Origin of the sequence: Desulfosporosinus cupriresistens, from assembly GCF_001707885.1 — a bacterium.
Lineage (GTDB): Bacteria > Bacillota > Desulfitobacteriia > Desulfitobacteriales > Desulfitobacteriaceae > Desulfosporosinus.
Genome location: NZ_MASS01000030.1, coordinates 15722 through 37951 on the forward strand (window position 1 = coordinate 15722; position 22230 = coordinate 37951).

General features: G+C 41.6%; 17 protein-coding genes and 1 pseudogene. 5 read left to right on the forward strand and 13 right to left on the reverse strand.

Features of this window, described 5'->3' with window-relative positions; translation table 11 throughout:
* Positions 1-107: 107 nt before the first annotated feature.
* Entirely contained in the window at positions 108-998 is an 891-nt protein-coding gene (locus DSBG_RS12710) for a LysR family transcriptional regulator (protein ID WP_068964695.1), read from the reverse strand.
* A 40-nt stretch (positions 999-1038) separates the two neighbouring features.
* Complete coding sequence (locus DSBG_RS23120; protein ID WP_176716268.1) at positions 1039-1263, reverse strand: hypothetical protein; 225 nt, start codon at positions 1261-1263, stop codon at positions 1039-1041.
* Between the two features lie 209 nt (positions 1264-1472).
* On the opposite strand from DSBG_RS23120, the gene DSBG_RS12715 reads away from it, so the two are divergent.
* Positions 1473-3737 carry a bifunctional alpha,alpha-trehalose-phosphate synthase (UDP-forming)/trehalose-phosphatase gene (locus DSBG_RS12715; protein ID WP_068964696.1) on the forward strand — a complete coding sequence of 755 codons (2265 nt, stop codon included), beginning with the start codon at positions 1473-1475 and terminating at the stop codon, positions 3735-3737.
* 72 nt (positions 3738-3809) lie between these two features.
* On the opposite strand, the gene DSBG_RS12720 is transcribed toward DSBG_RS12715, so the two are convergent.
* On the reverse strand, positions 3810-4139 hold the full coding sequence (locus DSBG_RS12720) for a DUF2680 domain-containing protein (RefSeq protein WP_068964697.1): 330 nt from the start codon (positions 4137-4139) through the stop codon (positions 3810-3812).
* Between the two features lie 79 nt (positions 4140-4218).
* Positions 4219-4593, reverse strand: coding sequence for a winged helix-turn-helix transcriptional regulator (locus DSBG_RS12725; RefSeq protein WP_068964698.1), 375 nt, complete (start codon positions 4591-4593; stop codon positions 4219-4221).
* A 176-nt stretch (positions 4594-4769) separates the two neighbouring features.
* On the opposite strand from DSBG_RS12725, the gene DSBG_RS12730 reads away from it, so the two are divergent.
* Entirely contained in the window at positions 4770-5348 is a 579-nt protein-coding gene (locus tag DSBG_RS12730; protein WP_068964699.1) for a flavodoxin family protein, read from the forward strand.
* Positions 5349-5560: 212 nt separating this feature from the next.
* Complete coding sequence (locus DSBG_RS12735; protein ID WP_068964700.1) at positions 5561-7297, forward strand: ABC transporter ATP-binding protein; 1737 nt, start codon at positions 5561-5563, stop codon at positions 7295-7297.
* Between the two features lie 28 nt (positions 7298-7325).
* Here the strand turns inward: DSBG_RS12735 and DSBG_RS12740 are convergent, their stop codons facing one another.
* From DSBG_RS12740 to DSBG_RS12745, 3 genes are all read right to left on the reverse strand, one after another.
* Complete coding sequence (locus DSBG_RS12740) at positions 7326-8528, reverse strand: NAD(P)/FAD-dependent oxidoreductase (protein ID WP_068964701.1); 1203 nt, start codon at positions 8526-8528, stop codon at positions 7326-7328.
* A 546-nt stretch (positions 8529-9074) separates the two neighbouring features.
* Positions 9075-9251, reverse strand: coding sequence for a hypothetical protein (locus DSBG_RS23125; protein ID WP_176716269.1), 177 nt, complete (start codon positions 9249-9251; stop codon positions 9075-9077).
* 261 nt (positions 9252-9512) lie between these two features.
* Positions 9513-10286: an HD domain-containing protein gene (locus DSBG_RS12745; RefSeq protein WP_068964702.1), complete on the reverse strand. Its 774-nt coding sequence runs from the start codon at positions 10284-10286 to the stop codon at positions 9513-9515.
* Between the two features lie 316 nt (positions 10287-10602).
* Between DSBG_RS12745 and DSBG_RS12750 the strand changes: the two genes are divergently transcribed.
* Entirely contained in the window at positions 10603-11076 is a 474-nt protein-coding gene (locus DSBG_RS12750) for a ribonuclease H-like YkuK family protein (RefSeq protein ID WP_068964703.1), read from the forward strand.
* Positions 11077-11235: 159 nt separating this feature from the next.
* Here the strand turns inward: DSBG_RS12750 and DSBG_RS12755 are convergent, their stop codons facing one another.
* Together DSBG_RS12755 and DSBG_RS12760 are read right to left on the reverse strand one after the other, a co-directional pair.
* Positions 11236-11643 (reverse strand): molybdenum cofactor biosynthesis protein MoaE, encoded by a 408-nt coding sequence (locus DSBG_RS12755; protein WP_068964704.1) that lies wholly within the window; start codon positions 11641-11643, stop codon positions 11236-11238.
* 373 nt (positions 11644-12016) lie between these two features.
* Positions 12017-13967 (reverse strand): annotated as a pseudogene (locus tag DSBG_RS12760) (phosphoenolpyruvate synthase).
* Positions 13968-14978: 1011 nt separating this feature from the next.
* Here DSBG_RS12760 and DSBG_RS12765 point away from each other — a divergent pair.
* Positions 14979-15437, forward strand: coding sequence for a MarR family winged helix-turn-helix transcriptional regulator (locus tag DSBG_RS12765; protein WP_068964705.1), 459 nt, complete (start codon positions 14979-14981; stop codon positions 15435-15437).
* A gap of 36 nt (positions 15438-15473) precedes the next feature.
* Here the strand turns inward: DSBG_RS12765 and DSBG_RS12770 are convergent, their stop codons facing one another.
* The 4 genes from DSBG_RS12770 to DSBG_RS12785 form a co-directional block, all read right to left on the reverse strand.
* Positions 15474-16316 carry an MBL fold metallo-hydrolase gene (locus tag DSBG_RS12770; RefSeq protein ID WP_068964706.1) on the reverse strand — a complete coding sequence of 281 codons (843 nt, stop codon included), beginning with the start codon at positions 16314-16316 and terminating at the stop codon, positions 15474-15476.
* Between the two features lie 112 nt (positions 16317-16428).
* Positions 16429-18873 carry an AAA family ATPase gene (locus DSBG_RS12775; RefSeq protein ID WP_068964707.1) on the reverse strand — a complete coding sequence of 815 codons (2445 nt, stop codon included), beginning with the start codon at positions 18871-18873 and terminating at the stop codon, positions 16429-16431.
* On the reverse strand, positions 18863-20020 hold the full coding sequence (locus DSBG_RS12780) for a metallophosphoesterase family protein (protein WP_068964708.1): 1158 nt from the start codon (positions 20018-20020) through the stop codon (positions 18863-18865). Before DSBG_RS12780 ends, DSBG_RS12775 begins: the two co-directional genes overlap by 11 nt.
* A 70-nt stretch (positions 20021-20090) precedes the next feature.
* On the reverse strand, positions 20091-22109 hold the full coding sequence (locus DSBG_RS12785; protein WP_068964709.1) for a molybdopterin-containing oxidoreductase family protein: 2019 nt from the start codon (positions 22107-22109) through the stop codon (positions 20091-20093).
* Positions 22110-22230: the final 121 nt, after the last annotated feature.

The window sequence follows — 22230 nt, forward strand, 5'->3', positions numbered from 1 at the left end:
ACCAAAGGGCTTTGAGAGCACCTAATCTACTTAAAAAGAGTCGACTACTCCCAAAGAGTAATCGGCTCTTTAGTTATCCATTTTCCGGAGGTAAATTGTCCATTTAATCAGGTAAGTAGGTCATGTGAGAAGAGCTGTTCCGTGAAAACTTCCATTGCTTTGGACATTTCGTGATTCTTCGATCTTATTAAAGAAAATGAACGAGAAAGTCGCTTCCCTTTAATCGAAACCCGCGTCAATTCCTTCGCGTCTAATTCTTTACGGACAATCCAACATGAGACAAGTGCCATACCTAGACCAGCCACTACTGCCTGCTTTACGGCTTGACTACTTCCAAAGACGTAGGTCTTTTTAACGTTAATTCCCCAATCCGAAATAAGCTTGTCACAGAATGACCGCGTTCCAGAACCGCTTTCTCTAAGAATCCACACTTGATCCTGGAGATGATCCGCAGTAACTATTGGAAGCTTAGCCAAGGGATGTTGGTTGGGTACCACTAAAATAATCTCATCCTCCATTAAAGGACGGATGTCAAGATCTAAATAGGTTACTTCCCCTTCCACAAGAGCAATGTCCAAGTGGTTGGCCCGAACTGCTTGAGTAATTTCCTCCGTATTATTGATAGACGCTTCTATGTCCACAGTCGGAAATTGAGCCGCAAATTCAGCCAATACAAAGGGCAAAATGTATTCTCCAAGCGTATAACTTGCTCCAACTTTCAGTGAGCCTGTAACCACATTTGTTAACTGGTCGATGTCTTCTTTTGCTTTGTCATACAGAAGCAACATCTGCTTGGCATAGTCATAGAAGATTTCGCCCGATTGGGTAAGCTCCAAGTGTTTTGAAGAGCGATTCATGAGCTTCGAGCCGAGTTCATTTTCTAAATTGCGAATTTGCAAGCTGACACTGGGTTGGGACAAATAGAGCTCTTCAGCGGCACGGGAGAAATTCTTATATTCGACTACAGTCACAAATATTTTCAAGGGATCGTTGATCATCTTTAATACCTCTATTCCAATGAATTGCTACCAGTTCAATTCACTTATCTGCTAATTCCACTATAATTGCTTCAGCGTCGCGGATAATTTCAACACTTATCGTTCCGTTTTGGCGAGAAACTATACTATACCATAACACACAGCTAATCTTAAACCCGTACCTGGTTCTTATGTTTAGCTGAAAATCTCTCACTGCATAACTAATTCCAGCCGCCATTTCACCGCTTGTTTTTAACTCTTGGAGACTAGACACGAGGCAACTCAAATGATATTATTAAGTTGTTAGGTAAAATAAGTAAATCTTTCACAAGGTTTCCTCTGGCCTTAAAAACATACTTGAATTCATTTGCGCTTAATTTAACCATGGATTGAGGGCCTTGCGGAACCGCCTAACGCGGTTCCTTTGTTTATTTCTAGTAAGAACAATAAATTTATAGTAAGGGGAGCTGTATCAAGTAGAAAGGAGAAATGTTCATGAGACTAATCATTGTTTCTAACAGACTGCCGTTGAACGGGGTTCAGAAGGAAGGCAAACTCAAATTTGAACAAAGCGCTGGGGGATTGGTCTCTGGCTTAAGTGCTTATCTAGATTTGATGAAAAGCACCTCGACCCAGGACATCGAATATGTCTGGATCGGTTGGCCGGGAATCACAGTGCAGGATAAGATGCAAACGGATGTGAAGCGCGTCTTAAAAGATCTCAACGCTTCTCCTGTATTCTTATCGGCTGAGGCTATGGACAAATTTTATCTGGGTTTTTGCAATAAAATCATTTGGCCCTTGTTCCACTATTTTCCGTCCTATACTGACTATGACAAGGATTACTGGCACCAATACCGAGAGGTTAACAAGATCTTCAGGGACGCGGTGTTAGAGGTAATCCAACCGGGTGATGTCATCTGGGTACACGATTACCACCTTATGCTCCTGCCGGGCCTGCTCCGGGAAGAACTCCCCCATACTCCTATTGGCTTTTTCCTGCATATTCCCTTTCCATCCTATGAACTCTATCGCCTATTGCCGTCTGAGTGGGGCCAAGAAATCCTGCACGGGCTCCTAGGTGCAAATCTTATTGGCTTTCACACGCATGAATATGCCCAGTATTTCTTACGGTCGGTGCTGCGGATTTTAGGATATAAACATAAACTGGGGCAAATCCTAGCTCAGGATCATGCGGTTAAAGTTGAAACCTTTCCCATGGGCATTGATTACGAAAGATATCATTCAAACCCTGCAAGTTCAGGGTTTGGACAAAACATGAAAGAACTTGAACAACTACTTGACGGATTTAAAGCCGTTCTTTCGGTAGACCGCTTAGACTACAGTAAAGGAATCAGTAACCGCCTACAGGGATACAAGCTGTTTTTGGAGAACAACCCCCAGTGGTGCGAGCAAGTAGTACTGCTCATGATCGTTGTTCCTTCTCGCGTTGGAGTTAAGCATTATCAACAAATGAAACGACAGATCGATGAACTTGTGGGTGAGATAAACGGTCGTTTCGGCACGCTTAACTGGACACCGATTATTTACCAATATAAGTTTTTACCACTTAACGCTCTGCTGGCCATGTACAGACAAAGCGATGTAGCTTTAATTACCCCCCTGCGGGATGGCATGAATTTAATTGCTAAAGAATATGTGGCTGCTCGCCTTGATCAAACAGGTGTGCTTATTCTGAGCGAAATGGCTGGAGCTGCCAAAGAATTGGGAGAGGCTCTAATCATCAACCCGAATAACCTTGAAGCTATTGCAGGGGCTTTGCAACAAGCTTTGACAATGCCTGAAGCAGAGCAGAAAAAGCGCAATGAAGTAATGCAACAGCAACTCAAACGTTACGATGTGGTACGCTGGTCAGGCGATTTTATCCAAGAACTGTTGCAGGTGCAGAAAGGCCAATCCCAGACCCTTCCTCTTGACAGACACCAACAGACCTTGCACACCTTTTTCCATCAGGCCGATAAACGGCTGTTGCTTCTTGACTATGACGGAACACTGGTTCCGTTTACCGACAGCCCTGACCAAGCTAAACCCGATAAGGAACTTCTGGATCTTCTGCAGAATTTGACCGAAACCAATACAGAAGTGGTTATCATTAGTGGCAGGGACAGAGCGATCTTGGAAACTTGGCTCGGCTCCTTAAATATCACCCTCGTGGCTGAGCATGGGGCTTGGCTCAAAAGACCGGGAGAACCGTGGAGTTTGAGAAAACCTCTGGTCAACACCTGGAAACGCAATCTTATGCCAATCCTCGAAATGTATGCTGACAGACTCCCTGGCTCATTTATCGAAGAGAAAGAATTTTCATTGGCTTGGCATTTCCGTCAAGCAAATCCTGAGCTTAGTGCCGCATGTGCTCGTGAACTAATGGACGAGTTGGTCGCTTTCACTTCTAATATTAATATTCATATTCTCCAAGGCAATAAAGTCATTGAAATTCGAAACTCTGAAGTGACAAAAGGATCGACCGGCCTCTATCTAGCGCTCAAAGACAACTATGATATTATTCTGGCCATTGGGGATGATACTACCGATGAGGACTTGTTTGCCGTCCTCGCCCTCGAACATTCCTGGCCAGGCGTTTTGCCGCCAAAAACGTTTACTATTCGCGTTGGTACAGATAAATCTCAAGCCAGCTATTTCCTACCTGACTATATGGAAGTAAGGAAAATGCTCCAAGGACTCACCTCGGAAACTGCACAATTGAAGACAATTCAAGAGTCAACCTCTGATGGTAGATAGAGAAGCGAACCCTAAATTCCCTTAGGGTTCGCTTCTTAACGTTATCCGACAATGCAAGATCAGTGAATGAGTTTACTCTGTTTTTTGAGGAATGGGGGAATCATTAGAGGGTTTACGGCCGCAGCCTTTTTTGTGCTTAAAACCATGAAATTCGCCTTTGTCAATATCCTGTTCAATTTTTTGTTGACGTTCTTGCATGGCGTTTTTGATTTTTTCGGCTTTAGTTTGATCCAGTACTCCGGCTTCTACTTCCTTATCAACAATCTGCGCTTTAATGGTATACATTTGTTGGGTGAGAGCTTTGATCTCCTTCAATTTAGCTTGATCAACAGCCCCGAAGGCAGGCACGGCGCTTAAAACCAACAAAGCCAAAGCTAAAAAACTTACAGCCAGTTTTCTCATTTGCCAGTCCTCCTCATTCATTTATTTATTTGTCGGAAACAATCTTAGAATGCCCAATTAATGTGTTCCTATAACAGGATTAAACACTTTCAGTTTCTTCTTTAGTTGGTTTCTTTTCTTCTATTTGTTCATATTCATTGGCGTAGTTCAGTCCCCACTTACACATGGTATCTAAAATTGGCAGGAGGCTCTTACCTGCTTGAGTTAGAGAATACTCAACTTTTGGCGGTATTTGTGTATAAATAAATCTCTTGACCAATCCACTGTCTTCCAGCTCTCTAAGCTGTTGGGTCAACATTTTAGGCGTCACATTTGGCAAGACTTTCCGTAATTCACTGTACCTTAAGGTCTTATCCGCTAAATGCCAGAGTATTAGTGCTTTCCACTTTCCACCTATAAGGGCTAAAGTCAATTCCATTGAACATTGATATTCATTATTTTTGAACTTGATCATTCGTTTCACTCCTCATTTGACTGATAAATATCTAACTTAGAAGTATAATCCTTTTCACTCTAAGTATGCAATTACATACTATAGTACGATATAGTACGTACTTGTTAAGTTATATTATATCGATTATTATTATATTACACAATTACTTGAGCTGAAAATATAAGGAGTGAATGAATATGAAGGTTATAGCATTTAATGGAAGTCCGCGGATTAATGGCAATACTGCTCAGAGCCTGAAGATCGTCTTAGCTGAGTTAGAAAAGGAAGGTATTGAAACAGAGATCATCCAATTGGGTGGGCGTAAAGTCTTTGGCTGCTTAGCCTGCGGTAAATGTCGAGAAACAAAAGATAATCGGTGTGCACGTAAGGACGATGAAATGAATACTTTCATTCAGAAAATGGAAGAGGCCGATGGAATCATTATCGGTTCACCCACCTATTTCAGCAATGTGAGCACAGAGGTAAAGGCTCTTATCGATCGTTGCGGTTTTGTGGCGAAGTCCAATGGAGGGACAATGTTGAAGGGAAAAGTTGGGGCTTCTGTGGTTTCCGTCCGAAGAGCCGGATCAACCTTCACTTACTCGGCCATTAACTTCTTTTTTGGGATCGCGGAAATGATTATTTGCAGTTCAAATTATTGGAATATGACCCTATCCCGTGATCCTGGCGATGTCCAAAATGATGCTGAAGGTATCCAGACTTTCCAAGTCCTTGGGAAAAATATGGCAGAGCTTTTAAAGAAAGTCAATGGTTAATCCTATTAAAAAGCTCCCTTAATAATACTTACCTTTGGCAATGAGATTGATATTTGATCAATATCTAATGGCATGATCAAATATTTTACTTTTGAACTTTTCAAGGCTGGAACACAAATCCATGTGTCCAGCCTTGTTCTTGACCAGTAGGCAAACTCTACTTCTCTTGTTACAATGAGATAAAAGTTCTGAGAGGGGAACCTAGCACATCGATGAATATTTTCAAGAAATTTATCAAGTACTATAAACCTCATAGTCTCCTTTTTTACACGGATATGTTTTGCGCCGTGATCGTTTCCATCATTGATCTGGCCTTTCCTCAAATCCTTAGTTATCTGACCAAAAATCTATTTACTCAAGATAAGCCAACAATTCTACATGCTTTAGTATTTGTGGGCATCGCCTTGTTGGTCATGTACATCATAAAGTATTTCTGTCGATACTTTATTATTTCTTGGGGACATATTATGGGTGCTCGAATGGAAACCGAGATGAGAAAAGATTTGTTTAATCATTTTCAAAGGTTATCCTTTTCCTATTATGATAAAAACAATACTGGAGAAATGATGTCTAAACTAGTCGCCGACTTGTTTGATATATCTGAGCTTGCTCATCACGGTCCGGAAAATGTCTTTATCTCTGTTCTAAAAATCGTGGGTTCCTTTATTATCTTAATGATGATCAATTTTAAAATGACCTTAATCTTGTTGTTCGTCACAATTGTCATGGTGCTCTTTACTATCTATAAAAATATTAGAATGGCACCCATATTTACCGATAACAGGGTGAAAATTGCCGCGGTGAATTCCAGCGTGCAGGATAGTCTCTCTGGAATTAGGGTGGTCAAGTCCTTTGCCAATGAAACTGTGGAAAGTGAAAAATTTAACGAAAGCAATCAGGCGTTTTTATCATCTAAAATGGAGACCTACAAAACCATGGGGAATTTTCACGCCTGGAATTCGTTTTTTGAGGGATTGCTTTATGTTGTTGTTATCGTTTCGGGAGGTTTATTTATTGCCGAAGGTTCGTTGAAAATTACCGATCTAGCTGTATATGTCCTCTACATTAACATCTTTATCAATCCGATTGATGTGCTGATTGACTTTACTGAGCAGTTTCAAAAGGGGTACGCTGGATTTAAACGCTTTAATGAAGTTTTGGAAACTCAACCCGATATCCTAGATAAAGCAGGCGCTAAACCTCTTGTCCATGTTTTAGGGGAGATTGAATATAAAAATGTATCCTTTCGCTATAACGATGATTACAACGTTTTGGATAATGTAAGTCTAACGATTAAAGCAGGTAAAACGATTGCCTTGGTCGGACCTTCCGGTGGGGGGAAAACTACCCTATGTTCTCTCTTACCGAGATTTTATGACATAACCGCAGGATCGTTGACCATTGATGGTAAGGATATCCGGGATTTTACGCTTGAGTCTCTACGAAACGCGATCGGCATTGTGCAGCAGGATGTCTATCTGTTTGACGGTTCAATTAAAAAAAATATTGCCTACGGTAAGGCCGATGCTACGGATGCCGAAATCATACAGGCTGCTCAAAATGCCAATATTCATGAGTTTATTATGTCTCTTGACAAGGGTTACGATACGTACGTAGGAGAACGAGGAGTCAGACTCTCCGGCGGTCAAAAGCAACGACTGTCAATCGCCAGGGTGTTTTTAAAAAATCCTCCGATCTTAATCTTGGACGAGGCTACCTCAGCGCTTGATAATGAAAGTGAACAATTCATTCAAAAATCACTGGAAAGCCTCTCTAAAGACAGAACCACCATCGTGATTGCTCATAGACTGAGTACGATAAAAAACTCGGACGAAATTGTCGTGGTTACTGATGTTGGCATCCAAGAAAGAGGCAGCCACAAACAGCTGATTGAGAACAACGGAATATATGCTCATTACTATAATATGCAATTTGAAGGCTTGGAATAGCTGGCAACAAGGCAAGTACTCTTAAGGCTTAAGGTAATCGACTGTAACCATGTTTTACTTTCCAAAGATAATACTTCTCAAACATTATTTTGCTAATGTCGTAAAATGGATTCGGTAACACTAGGGAAAATCTACGTGGCTTTAGCAGGCTATCTGCTATACTCAACATTTCCTTATCACCGGCATCCATGATACAAAGCTCTGGTATCTTCTCCATGGGCTTCTCTTCGAGCTTATTATTTCCACTTAACAATCTGGCGATGTTTTCCGCAGCAGTTTTGGCAGATTCATCGGCAAGATATCCCGTCCTGGGAATGCCTATGGGAACTGGCGTTTTAAACCTCCTGGGCAGATCAGCGGCAATACCAACTCCGAAAATATTCGGGTATTTTTTATGCTGGTAAGCATTGTTAACGGATATGAAAGCATCTTTAGTTCCTAATCCGGTTGAATTCTCGACAACCTGGGCACCTTTAAACGTCGGCATAAGCATCGAAAACTTGTAGGGGATGCTTTGCCCTTGTTTAAGTAAGATGTTTTCGTTAGAGACCTCTTGAATTTCTGCATTGGTTATGTAGTTTATCCTAAACATGGATAAAAGTTTTTTTAGTAAGAAGTTACTTCCAGTAATTCCTCCTAAACCTAAGTGCCCTAGGAAAGGCTCTGGGGTAATAAAGGTGATTTTAACCTTCTTACGTATTCCGAGATCTCGACATCGCTTCTCTAAGTTAAACAGGAATTCGTAAGCAGGCCCAGTACACTGAGATCCTTGCGTTGCTCCAATTACGACAGGACCCGGATCTTTAACAAATTTTAACCAGCGTTTCCTAGTTTCTCGCGCTGTTTCGGGATTAACGATAAAGGACACGTTACTATCCAAACCTAAACCTGGTATTTGGTCAAAGATCCATTCCGGGCCAGTTGCAATGATCAAATAATCATACTTAAAGTCTTTTTCTCTGCATCGGACAAGCTTCTCTTCCGCTAATACTTCAATGATTTCTGCACAGATAAATTGAACTCTTGCTTTGGCCGTAATGGGTTTTAACGGTACTGTTATATCCTTGAGTTTCCTCTTCCCAAAGGGAATCCATAGTAGCGAAGGTACAAACAAAAAATTAGGTGATTTTGAGACCATGATGACCTCGTGTTGATGACCTAATTTTCGCCTTAGTTCTAAAGCACTTGTGAGACCCCCAAAGTTTCCTCCCAACACGATAATTCGAGCCATGGTTTTTCCTCCTTACTTATAAACCATAAAGCCTTTTCTACGTAATTTCAGCTATTATCTGGAAACAAACTATTCACCCAATGTTGTGACCAACTTGGCCGTTGTGATCTTTGATTTTGTGCATGGTCTTAGTATGCGAGTTATAAAGTAGATAATTCAATTCTGTTACAATTACCAACAAGATTCTTATAATAGAATAAATACCCAAAAACAAATTTCATCTATTCTTAGATTTATAAATATCAGTGAAGGTTTCGAATATCTTTCCTTTCACCCCGACACAAAAAGGCGTCGATATGCTAAATCGACACCTTCTATTGGTTAATATTCCCTATATCTCTTGTGCACACTTGGCCCAATCTCCCGTGATACACTCGGTACATCCCCCGGCATGAATGAGTCTGTTGCGGCACACAGGACATTTATATGCTCATTAACCATTGTTCACATGGCTCAACGCAAAATGTCCAGAAACTTTCCCTGCTCTTAGAAGTCGAGCAAAACAAAAGAGCCTGCCAAGTTTGATACTGGGCTAGGCTCCACAAGTCACATCTTAGACATTGCAGTCTGAAGTATCGGTAATCCGAAATGAATAAACGCTGCAATAACCGCAATGGTAATGGCCAATTTAAATAGCTTTTTAAGAATAGAAATAACAATAAAAACCCCAAAAACTAAAACCAATATTCCCTTTAACCCTAGCCCAGCAAAAAAAGTTAGCATATACTTCTCCCTTCAGTTTTGGTAGAGTAAACTATCATTGGAATAATTGTGCAAAATACCACAAGCTTTTCATAAAAAGCATCTTATGCTCTCATTATGACTTTCCACATTTTCTGCCATTTTCCTTCTCAAAGTACATAATTTATAGGCGACTATGAAAACGTCCAGCTCTATTCCCTTAATGACTAGAGTTGATACGCTAATTGACATGGAATATATATTTGATTCATTTTGATATTTCCATCGCTGTATAAAATCTTCTTAGTTGTCCATCTGAGCTTCTATGTACTGGAAAACTTTAAGAGTATCAACTGTCACAGGAATAAACGCCCTTAGTCTTTCAAGATACTGTTTCCTTTTGGCTATTGCCAACGCAATCGGAAAGGTCATGTCGAGCAACCAAGACAAGCGGATCAACTTAATATCCACAGAGGTTTTGACAGAGGTATAAGAAATTTGTTTTCCACTCAGAATGCCCTGAATAACTTCCGAGGAATAATTTTCCTCTTCATGATTATGCTCTACAGCAAAATGCGGAGTCCGCAAGGGGTTCTCATAAAAACTAATGACCTGCTCAAAAATGTCTAGCTTATCGGCATCCCGGATGAGCCTGCAAAACATCAAAGTATCTCCGCTCACGTTTTCATTGATGACGCGTTGATTGTGATTCTTGATGGCTGTAAGAATAATCTCCTTTTCCAACTCACTCACACGGCCCGAAAAGATCTTAGCCCTTTCCAAAACCGAGAGTCCTAATTTCGCATGATCTTCACTCTGGTGATCTTTGAACGTATGGTACTTTGCATACTGCTCAAAACGTCCAACATCATGAAGAAGCCCAATAACCTCCGCCAGAAACATGTGGTTCGTATCTAGTTGAAGATCCTGTCCAATTGTTAGCACATAATCTCGAACTCTAAGGGAATGTTCTCTTTTATATCTTAGGTTGGCCTCGACTTCCGCATCTTCTGCAGGATAGCTCTTTGAGTAATCTTCAAACCAAGCTCTAAAAAAACAGACATCATCTTGGGTCATTTATAAAAACTCCTTAAATCTTCCTTATGGGAACTTATATTAAAATATATTATCCTGTACTTAATACAATGCTCCAAATAAATCCATTAATAAATTTTAGTATCTTGCCGTGTTTTGATTAATAAAAATAGTTAATAGACTCTTCATTTGGGCTATAAGCATCTATTTCCACTAACAACTCATTTATCTTTTTTTAACGAAGACTTAATATTGTTTTTACACACAAGTCATATAATAATATATAGTCGTTCAAAATGGCAAAGAAATTCGTATCTCAGCTCACTTGATAGTTGTACAACTTGAAAGGAGATCTTTAATGCATAGTCTGACATACGGAGAAGTTTCTTTTACAGAAATGGTTTCGATTATAAAAACTTACACTACTCAAGACCCAACTATGGAATATGTAATCGCCGTGGGAACCGACAGCCAAAATTTCAGCTATACAAAGGTACCTGTTACTGTAGGTATCCATAAAATAAAAAACAAAGTCGGACAGGGTGGAATTTATTTTTTTGAGATCAAGAAAATAAAAAGGATTAATAACATTCGACAAAAGATATTTTACGAAACAAATTTAAGCATTGAATTAGCTCTTAAACTGAATACAATTTTTGAAGAAAGTAATATTCCACACGAAATTGAGGTACATGCAGACGTGGGATATAATGGTCCGACTTCACAATACGTTGCCGAAATTAAAGGGTGGGTAAGAGCTTGCGGATTTCAATGTGTGATTAAGCCAGACTCTTATATGGCATCAAGCGTCGCAAACAGGTTATCGAAATAAGACAAGTTATCTTACTCCACTTTATTCCTGCCAGTTTTTACACCTCAATGATATTTTCGGCGATATGGATGCCATGTAATATGTTTACATAAATATCGAAAATCCCAATTATTTCAATGCTCCCAAATCAAAATTATCTGGTTAAGTTGTCCAAGTTACTTATTTTTGTTCGATTTCGGTAACACATTCGCCTTTAATCTTTTCAACCAGGAATTGCAGGGCATCAACAACATGTGGTCTGATGTCGCCGCCTATCAGCACATACATTATATCATCACCAAGTTCGAGCTGACCTTCATTAAGCCAAACCCTGACATGGAAGATACCGTCCATGGTATAGGTTTCAGCAATCGCCACATCAACCTTTGCTGCATCATAAGCAAATTCCATTCCCTTCACCATCGAACCGTCATCAATTCCTTGGCGTACCTTGGCTTTGGGCGTTTGACGCACAACGCCATTATGAACTAAAAACATCCCTTCCTGTAAAGCCGCCGGATCAGTTTTTGCTTCTTTGAGCCATTCGTCGATTGATGGCGATAGTTTTTTCATTTTTCCATTAATCATAAACTAACACTCCTTATCTATTTAGGTAAATACCAATACATGAAATCAAAAAACAGGACATTGTCTAAAATTATCATTTCCCATTCAACTCCCATATACCGCAAAAAACTGCATGAGTTCCTGTCCTGACACAAATCCGACGCCCAAAAAACTCCCAGTAAATGCGATCGAAATCTGTCGGGATGATATATTTTATCTCTTTCTGAACATTATTCATGTGGAAGGCACAGCTGATTTCGCCTGCTCCAGATACGAAGTCCTCCAAAATTTTACACAACACTTTTTAGGAAATTCAAGCAACAATACCTTAGGTAACCCTATTGATCCTAATATGAAAAAACCAGATTTTAGAGACTTTCATAAAACTTCCCCATTATAGGATTTCTACGTATCCTTCAGTTCCATTTGCCCGGATTCTCTGTCCGTCTTTGATCAGTTTGGTAGCATTTTCCACTCCGACAACTGCTGCTAAGCCATATTCACGTGCGATAACTGCTCCATGGGTCATCAGTCCACCGACTTCGGTGACGAGGCCTTTTATGGATACAAACAATGGTGTCCAGCTAGGGTCAATAAAGGAGGTGACTAATATATCTCCATCTTCCAGATCAGCATCTTCCATGTTTAAGATGACACGTGCTCGTCCCTCGATAACTCCGGAAGAAACAGGTAGCCCTACAAGCGCATCGCTTGGGAGATTTTCTCGTTTGTACTCACCTGTAATGATTTCACCGTCAGACGTGATAACACGTGGCGGAGTTAGTTTTTCATATAATTTGTACTCGTCTTTTCGAAGGAAAATGATCTGGTAATCCAGTTTATTTGTGCGTACGACTTCGCGAAGTTCTTCAAAAGTGAGATAGTATATATCTTCTTTTTCATGAATAACGCCCACTTGTACCAGTTGTTCGGCTTCTTTCAGTAAAACCTGCTTATAAACGAAGTAGCGATTAACCATGCCGTATTTTGGATATTCACGATAACCGATGAAATTCCGGATTAGGTCAATCATTCGTTTTGTTTCTTTGGCTTTTTGTTCACCATCCGGTAATTGCTGCAATCGATCTAATAACTCTTGTTCTTTTTTCAAAGCAACACGCCGCCCTTGCTCAAATTTCCCCTTGCCAGCATTAGGCTCTTGGTTTTTGAGGTTACTGAGAATCATGGGGACAAGTGTCGTTGGTTTTTCACTCCAACGAGTTTTAGTAATATCGATTTCTCCGGCACAGCGCATTCCGTATTTGTTGAGAAAAGCATAGATAGCGTCTTGACTGAAATATTGACATTCCCAATGGTTTAAAGGGGTCGGTCATCATTTGTTGATGGCCAACAGATACATAGACGTGGTTTTCTTGGGTCTCTGCTTCAGGGATGGGGTATAAAGTAGTAATTGGCCGACTCTGGACAATATAAAATGTATCATCAACCAAACACCATTCGATATCTTGTGGACATCCAAAATATGCTTCGATCTGTCTTCCAAGGCGTGCTAGTTTTAAAATTTGTTGTTCGGTAAGTGTTTGAGTCTTTTGCTGATCAGGATCGATCTGCTGTGTCTCTGTTCCGCCTTCTTTTAGTCCATAGATAGCTAATTTTTTGGTTGCTATCATTTTATCGACGATTTCCTCTTCCTGTACTTTATAACAATCGGCAGATACCAAGCCAGAGACCAGTGCTTCTCCAAGTCCAAAACTGGCATTGATTGTTAGCAGCTTTCGGTTAGAAGTCATCGGATCAGCTGTAAATAAAATTCCTGAAGCCTGTGGGAAAACCATCCTTTGAACGATAACGGATAAATAAACTTGGCTGTGGTCAAATCTGTTTTGCATTCGGTAGATTACCGCACGATCCGTAAATAGGGAAGCCCAACATTTGCTGATATGCTGCAAGATTGCTTCTTTTCCGATGATATTTAAATAGGTGTCTTGTTGACCAGCAAAAGAGGCATGTGGTAAATCTTCAGCAGTCGCGCTAGAACGCACTGCATAAGCATGTTTGTCGCCAAACTGGGAGAGAAAGTGAGTAACTGCTTTCACAACATTGGAAGGAATTTCCACTTCCATAATGATTTGTCGAATCTTCCTGCTAAGTTTACCGATTTTATCCCAGTCTTCCACTTTTAGATGCGATAACTGATCAAGTAATTCGTTAATCGACGACGTTTCCCCAATGATTCTTTTAAAGGCTTCAGTAGAAATACAAAAGCCATCCGGTACGCGTATTCCTTCAATCTTGGAAAGTTCCCCCAGGTTCGCGCCTTTACCCCCAACAACCATGAGTTTTGTTTTGTCAATATCCTGAAAACCAAGCACAATGGAACTCATGCGTTTCTCTCCTTTGGCAATTCTTTCAAATACCGGTAGAAAGGGTCACCTCTAAGGCTTATTTTACTGCATTTAGTTTTGTTTCTGGAATCATATCAATTCCTTTGGATTCCACAATAATACCTCTCCAACAAATCACATTAACGTGCTATTGCATTATAGCAGCATCAAATGGGAACAAATAGTCTACATTTACAATTTTTTATATGTTATAATTAAAGTAGGAAGAGTTCAATCTTCAAAGAAGTAAACCTTGACGATACTAACCCGATTCCAAAGTACATCCTTTATAAGCAAAAGAAAACAACTATTAATAAGCTGAAATAGTTCAAACAATTAAGGGAGGGTAGAAAACCCTTCCTTTTGTCATATCATTGACTTTCCTAATAAACATAAACTAGCAAACTATTTTAATATATAGTTTAAAATTTCTTAAAGTAAAGTATATCCTTCCATTCATATGGTTTATCCGTAATACCAAGAGCCATAGCTGGAGTTAAGATTCCTCCAGTTTTGAGTCGTTTTCCCGCACAAAAATTGTAGTAAGTCCTTAAAATGGTGATTAGAAATTGGGCATCTTAGGGCTCCTTACTCAATAAGTGGGGGTTTTTGAAGTTCACGGATTGCGTGGAATTCTTGACAACCACTTAGCTGTTGTTTATTCTTAACATAGAAATCAAAATTTGACATTAAAAGACAAAGAAAGACACGAAACATTTTTATTTGACTGTATATGTTTAAAAAACCTGCTACTCATTCCCGAGGTGGGGGCAATACATTTATTGCAGTAGAGTGCCAAATAAGTGGTTCCATTACGATTAATGGAAATTAATTCATCACACATTAAATTAATCTTAAATCCCGCATTGTTGACAACCAGCCTCTCGGATATTAGCTGAGGGGCTGGTTGTTGTTTAGCGTAAATTGACATCTTTTCCTCGACCCGCTATAATAGTTCACGTTCGAACTGTTATAGTTTTAAACCAATTCTATGATTGGAGGTTCATAAACATGGATTATAATGATAATAAAGTTAAGCAAGCTGCCAATGTAGTCCAATCTTTTGTGGCAATCAATAAAACTCTAACTAAATTCACTAAACAAAACGCTGCAAGCCTTGGTCTAACATTACAACAAATGGGAATCTTAAATACTATTTATTCTTGTCCTGAAATAACTCTCAAGGAAATAACAGAAAAGTTACAGCTCTCTAAAAGTACAGTAAGCATTAATGTGGACGATCTTGTCACCTTAGCTCTTGTTGAGCGAAATACCTTCAAAGAAGACCGCAGGGAAATTCATTTGAACTTAACCTCCCTAGGTCAAGCATTAGCAAAGAAATCTTGCCAAAACGCTCTGTCATATAGAGCCATGATCTTAGCATTAGAAAAACTATCCGAAGGAGATATTCAATTTCTACTTCAAATACATCATGAACTCTTGATCGACTTGCAAAACTGCACGCTTTAATGTAAAACCCCTCTTTGTGTTCCTCTTATATCTTGGCTACTTAAACTCCAACGTATTGCCTGCCGCAGCCCACACAAACACGCCTGGAAATTCAGCCGCTAACTTACTCAACATAGCTAATCCAGTACAGTGATTCGGAGCCAAACAAGCCAAATCAAGTCCTTTGAGATAGTCAATCGTTTGTTGTTGCTGATCTTGAGTTGCAGGGCCTAGATGGGTCCCGCCCATAATCGCTCTTATTTTGTTCTCGCCCGTCAACCGTTTAGCATGTTCTACGATATTTACTAACCCTGAATGCGCACAGCCTAAAAGGATAACTAATCCCTGGTCTGTCTTATAGAATAAGCTAAAATCATCTGGAAGAGTGTCTTGGACGATTTGCCCGCCCTTCATCTCAACCAGTCTATTATCCAAACGTTCAAAGGCTGTTTCACGAGGGATTTCACCACTTAGCCAAAGTCCAGGATTTAGTTCTACGGGTTCTCTATGCCAGTGAAACTCAGCTCCGGCGCTCTCCAGCTGCTCCTTACGAAACGGTACACCAATATATTTATTTTCATGTTCCTTAAATCCCAGGGCATAGTGCTCTGAAAACAAGTCCGGATGAGCGTAAACCGGAACTCTTCCTCTGTATTCCAGAAACTTTAGCAGTCCTCCCGTGTGATCATAGTGCCCGTGACTTAAGATCACTCGGTCAATTCGCCGAAGATCATGACCTAAAATCCGAGCGTTACTCAGAAGGTTTCCCTGTTCCCCTGTATCGAATAATATACACTCATCACCAAAATCCAAGAGCATAGACAACCCCCACTCTGACAAGAGTCCTAACGGAGCACCTACTGTATTCTCTATCAAGATCGTTACCTTTAACCTTTTCATCGCCATACCTCCTCGAACGTTCTCCAGTTACCCAGATACCCGTGTTTCTTAATCAAGCAAATCGCCTGAAAGTGCAAGACGGGACGCTAGCCGATATATTTCCTCAGCGGACCTAGACCACCATACTTTTCCATTTGCTTGCAGTTAGCTTTTGCCACAGTTCAGCATCCGAGGTTCCAAGAACTACTTGTCTGGAATGAGAAAGTTGAAGAAGATACTTCAAAACTTCTTCCCAAAAACTTTGTCCGCTACTCAGTTTTCCTACTGAGAAAAGAAACGGTACTTCGTTGTTGTCTCGAAGGGCTAACTGAGCGATAGCCATGCGATAAGCAAAATAATCTCGTTTCCCTTCTGTCACAGCTCTCTCTATTGCCCCTTTAGCTGGTGAAGAGGACATTTGACTGAAAATCCACTTTTTTTCTTCTTTAAGTTGCTTACCGTACACGGTTTTCCATTCCTGCCAAGAATTTTCTAACAAGGCCTGAGCGTCATCCAAGGCATCATGCAAGCCTTCATAGGCCATCCACTGCCGTTTAACCGTCTCTATCTTTTTCTCCAGAACAGACAACGACGGAAATTTGAGGATGCATTGGAGACTTTGTTCTGCGGTCTCCAGTTGCCGACGAATTTCCACCTGTTCTTTCTGCCATACTGCTATTTCAACCATCTTTTCTTCATTGAAACGATGGTTTTCACGTTCTAAATCCGCCAAAGGTTCCAAAATCTTAGCGAGATACTCCATATTGCGGTCGCCGAGCAAATTATAAAACTTCTCGGTAAACAGGTTAACTTCCCTCGCCGCCTCGTCTTTCGCTCGCAGTTGCCTGGCAACCTTTAGAACGGCAGCTAGGACTTCATCTCTGTCTGTTGCCAGGGTCCCCCAATTTGCCAACTTCTCCCGGAGTTGTTTCGCAGATGCAGCCATCTTACTTTCTTCCATCTTCAGCTGTTCTAGTTCAAGCTGTAGCTCACCATGCCATAGCTCCAACTGGTGTTTCTTGCGCTGGTGGTCTTCCCACCCGTTCAACCAAGCCGCAAGATCAGCTACGTTAGCTTTGCTAAAAGCCTGGTCTAGGATCATAGTACGGGAGTTTATTATCTTGCGTAGTTTTTCTTCCCAATGAACTTTATCATTCAATCGTTCTAATTCTAGTTGTAATTGTTCTACCCGCTCCCGTTGGTTACGAAATTCCTTCAGTTGACTTGTGAATTCCTGGTTATTTAAAGCATGATAGTTTTGGTAGTGTTTTGCAATGCGCAGAGAAAACCTTTCGCCAATACTTTTCACGCCTAATTGTTCCTGCAGTACCCTATCAAGAAAGTTACCAATTTTTGAGCTTTGCCACTGTGCCAAATACCTTTCTTTTTGCGCTATTCTAATTTCTAAGGCATTTGTTACTCCGGCCATAACTGAGAATTCTTGAAGCCTGGCAATCTCTTCCATGCATACTTTTTGTAATTCCTCAAATTTACTTTTCACGACTGTAAAGTTGTCCTGTTCCCGTTCCAGTTCCTGCTGGGCTTTGTGCTTCTCTTCTTTAGCCCGTCGCAACCGTTGTACTTCATTTTCCGACAATCCCTGATATCCAGATGTTTGCAGAAAATCCTGCGTTTCGTTAATTATTTGTGTCCGCATTTGGAATTCGACAGCTATCCGACTTACCTTTTCTTGAAGATATGCCCACTCCATGCACTCTTCACGCAAGCCCTCAATCATGGCCCAGTCTACTTGGGTCTCATGGGTAAGTTCAGTCAACTTTGATTCTGATTCCCTGTAGCGTTCTTCCAACCTAGCGAGTTCACCTTGGAGTTGACGTAACTCACGGTAGTCCAAGTTTTGACGAAGCACAGTCAAGCGCTCTTGAGTTTTCGCTGCATAAGAAATCCTTTCGGCGAGAATTTTCTCTTTTTCCTGGAAATTTTTTATCTCAATAAGCAGCAGCCGTTCCTTTTCTTGTTGGCGGTGTGCTTCTTCCCATTCACGCCGCAGGGAATCATACTCAGCCTTGACCTGCAACATGCTCTCCGTTTGTGCTTTTACTCTCTTTTGCGCCCCTGTTAGAGAAGCCCGCACTTTACTCAACGAGAGACCTGCGTCCCCGCCTTGCCGCATGTTGCGGACATACCGAGATAAGTTAGCGGTTTCATCATTTTCTGGCCATTCCACGATCCCTCCCTGCAGGAAAGCTCGCTGTTTTACCCGAAATAAATACTCTCCCAGCGTCGTCCTTTCTGGCAAGGATACTTGCTGTCCGGTTTCATCCTCAATCTCCAAAGCTGAGGATCGCTCTAGCCCATCGTCATTCATAATGGAGTGTCGACAAATATGTAAACGATTATTTCCCCCAGTCATCCACACTTCGACTACGCCCTTACGAGCTTGAACTTTTGAAACCAGAGGGTTCTTTATATCATAGAATAGTTCCAGGAATAAACCGCCTAGCATCCTCTGTCGAGTCCTATCCTCAGAAAAGAGCAAAACTGGGCCAACAGGAAATGTCAAGTCGAGGTCCCCTAGGCCTGTTAAATTGTGGGTTATGATTCGTTCAATCCTCATCGTCTTCCCGTCCCTGCCCCAGCGCTGCTAACCCTATTCTCTGTACAAGCTCCCAATGTTCGTAATCCTCAGAGCTCTCTAATACATCAAGGCGCTCTTTGATTTTATCGGCAAATAGTTGTGTTAGTATGGGAAAACCATATCCGTTGGTAGTCTTTCGTCCCACCTTATTAACAATATCTTGCTCTGCTTGTGATGGTCGCCCTTCGGAGGGTAAGACCTCAATGTAACGGAACTTACCCTCCAATACGTTCTGTAAGGCGGGAACGGCTGCTTCTACGTCTTCTAAAGATCCAGCCAACTTGAGCCTAAATATATTTTTTTGCCGTTCTTGTGTGCTCGTTTCTGCCAATAGTTTTTCGACAAGGCCTGCCATATCGGGTTCGATAGCCAGTGTCTTTTCAATATAGCGACGCTGACCCAATTCCCGAAATTCAAGCCGAACGGACCCTTTTTCAATCTCCCCCAACAGGACACCATGGGGCCCGCTCTCACGAAAACTCCTAGCCTCAGACGAGCCACAGTCGGCCCAATATGTTTCTCCCTCTTGCCGGACCTCACTCCAAACGTCCCGATGCCCTAAGGCTAAATAATCCAAACCACTTGCGGCAATCTGCTCAGGTAGGATAGAAATTAAGCTTTTATTCTTTACTGAACCTACTTCAGTATGAAGTAGCATAAGCTGAAGCGTTCCATCCCTCGAAGTTTGAAAATCATCAAGGAATGGCTCTTCTTGGCAATAAGAGGTACATCCCGCTCCATAAACTGTGACGTTCAGGGAAGTTTTTACACTGCTGAGGCCACCTGAGAAGATATGCACATTACTCGGCCATACTGCCAAGCGATAGGCAGATGTAGTAACGAGCGGATCACGTTCTCCAGGAACGATAAAAACTTTTGTTCCCTCTAACTTGGCAAATGATTTAGCCACTCGCTCAACCGTCTCTTTGCGCACATACTCTTGTTCGAACAAATTTCCAGCCAGTAAAAGAAAATCGATTTTTTCCGAAAGGCAAAGCGAGAGGACACCTTCAAATGTCTGCCACAAGTCTTGATTTCGTTGGGTAACCCACTCCTCCGGCCCTTCCCATGAAGGGCTGTCAAAGCGAAATCCTGCACAATGTAAAACACGTACAACCGAAGCCATGCACATCACCTCCTCACCATTAATTGAAGAGAATATAAACTACTTTTACCTAGGCATTTCGGCTAGACCCTTAGTTGCCGGTAATTGCCGGCCGGACATCGATTTTGACATCATAAAGCGTACTACCAGCTGCTCTATCAGTTAGTCGTTGAGATGTAAGGGCATTTACAGTGCGATACTCAGACAGATTTTCGTTCCAAAACAACCCTTCGGTTACTACTACTCCTGGGGGAACCGTTGTCGTTAACTTAAGAATAAAATGCACTTCGCCCCGCTCGTTAAAAGCGATCACTTTCTGACCATCCTGCAGATTCTTGGTCTCAGCATCTTTGACATTCATTTGCAAATAAGCTGTTTCCTTTTTACGAAGTAAATCGGGGCGCTCATTGAAGGAAGAATTCAGCGAATACAAACTAGGTGCGCTCATCAGATAGAATGGGGCATCATCACCGTAAGGCTCAAAATAACGCGGTAAAGGCTCAGCTTCATGAGGATTGTATAGTTCGATTTTACCTGATGAAGTAAGGAAAGTTGTTTTATAATTCTCAGGCAGAGAAAGTTCGACGGGGCGGCCTGCTTGAAGTTTTGCCAAATCAACGCTTTCGAGCCATGAAGTGGGAGGATCTATTAATTGATTAATAACATCGTTAGTCTTTTGATCAAAGAAAGATTCATCAAAACCCATTGCCTGGGCAAGTAACTGGAAAACTTCCCAGTTTGATTTTGCTTCGCCTACCGGAGGAATAACCGCAGCCGCTCTCTGAATGCCGTAATGACCATAGGAACGGTACATATCCGGGTGCTCTAATGAGCTTGTAGCCGGCAAGATAATGTCGGCATAGCGGGCTGTATCCGTCATAAATCGCTCATGAACGACCGTAAATAGGTCATCTCTCATAAGTCCTCTGATAATCATATTTTGATCAGGGGCTACGACGACTGGGTTAGAGTGATATACATACAAACCCATAATCGGCGGTTGCTCTAATTCCGTCAGTGCATAGCCTAGTTGATTCATATTTACAATACGAGTTGGCTTCTGCAACAAATCTTCGCGCGTTACCCTAGCCGTGTTAAAGGCCTTACTCGTAGAAATACTGCTCAACAACCCACCTCCCGGCTTACCCCAAGCTCCAACAAGTGCGGGAAGACAAGTAATGGTGCGAACGGTCATCGCCCCGTTGCCATAGCGGCACAGACCGGATCCCAAAGAAATAAAAGGCGCGCGGGCCTTGCCGTAACAAGCTGCCATTTCTTCAAGCAAGCTGATGCTAACCCCAGTAATTTGACTGACTTTATCCGGCGGGTAATCAGCCAAAACCTCTGTTTGCAACTGATCAAACCCCTGTACATGTCGATTTATAAACGGTTGGTCAATCCAGCCCTCGCGTACTAAGATGTGCATTATGCCAAGAGCCAAAGCACCATCACTTCCGGGACAGACTAACACGACCTTATCAACAATTTGGGCCGTGGGATTTTCATACGTGTCAACAAGCCAGACCGTAGCGCCATGTCTTTTAGCGTCTCGGACATAATTCAGCAGATGAATGTTCGTTGCTAAAGCATTCGTACCCCACAAGATAATCAAATCGCTGTGCTTAACCTCATCAGGGTGTAGCGCTAGGGTCTCTCCCATCACCGACGCCCAGCCATAACTCTTGGCAGAAGAGCAAATAGTGCGAGCCAATCTTGAAGCACCCAAACGGTGGAAAAAACCTTCCCCACAGTTGCGCTGAACAATACCCAGGGTTCCCGCGTAGGAATAGGGCAGGATCGCTTCCGCATCATAGTCAGTCATAATCGCCTTCCACCTATCGGCAATGCCTTGAATTGCCTCATCCCAAGTAATGGGTTTAAACTGACCTGATCCTTTTTCCCCGACGCGCTGTAGAGGGTGCTTCAGCCTTTGTGGAGAGTGAACTGTTCGCTCATAATGAACCATTTTGGGGCATAAAGTCCCTCTAGTATAGGGATGTTCCGGATCACCAGTAACCTTGACAGCTTGACCATCGACAACTTTAACTAAAAGTCCGCACGTATCGGGACAGTCATACGGGCAAACAGATCGTTTCCATTCTGACTTCATGAGACAACCTCCTACTATATATGCAATTACAACTTCAAGAACTTCTATAGCAACAGTTTCCTTCATTATACACCGCTTTGGCTAGACGCTAAACATCAAAAACCTCTTTGCTTAATGTTTC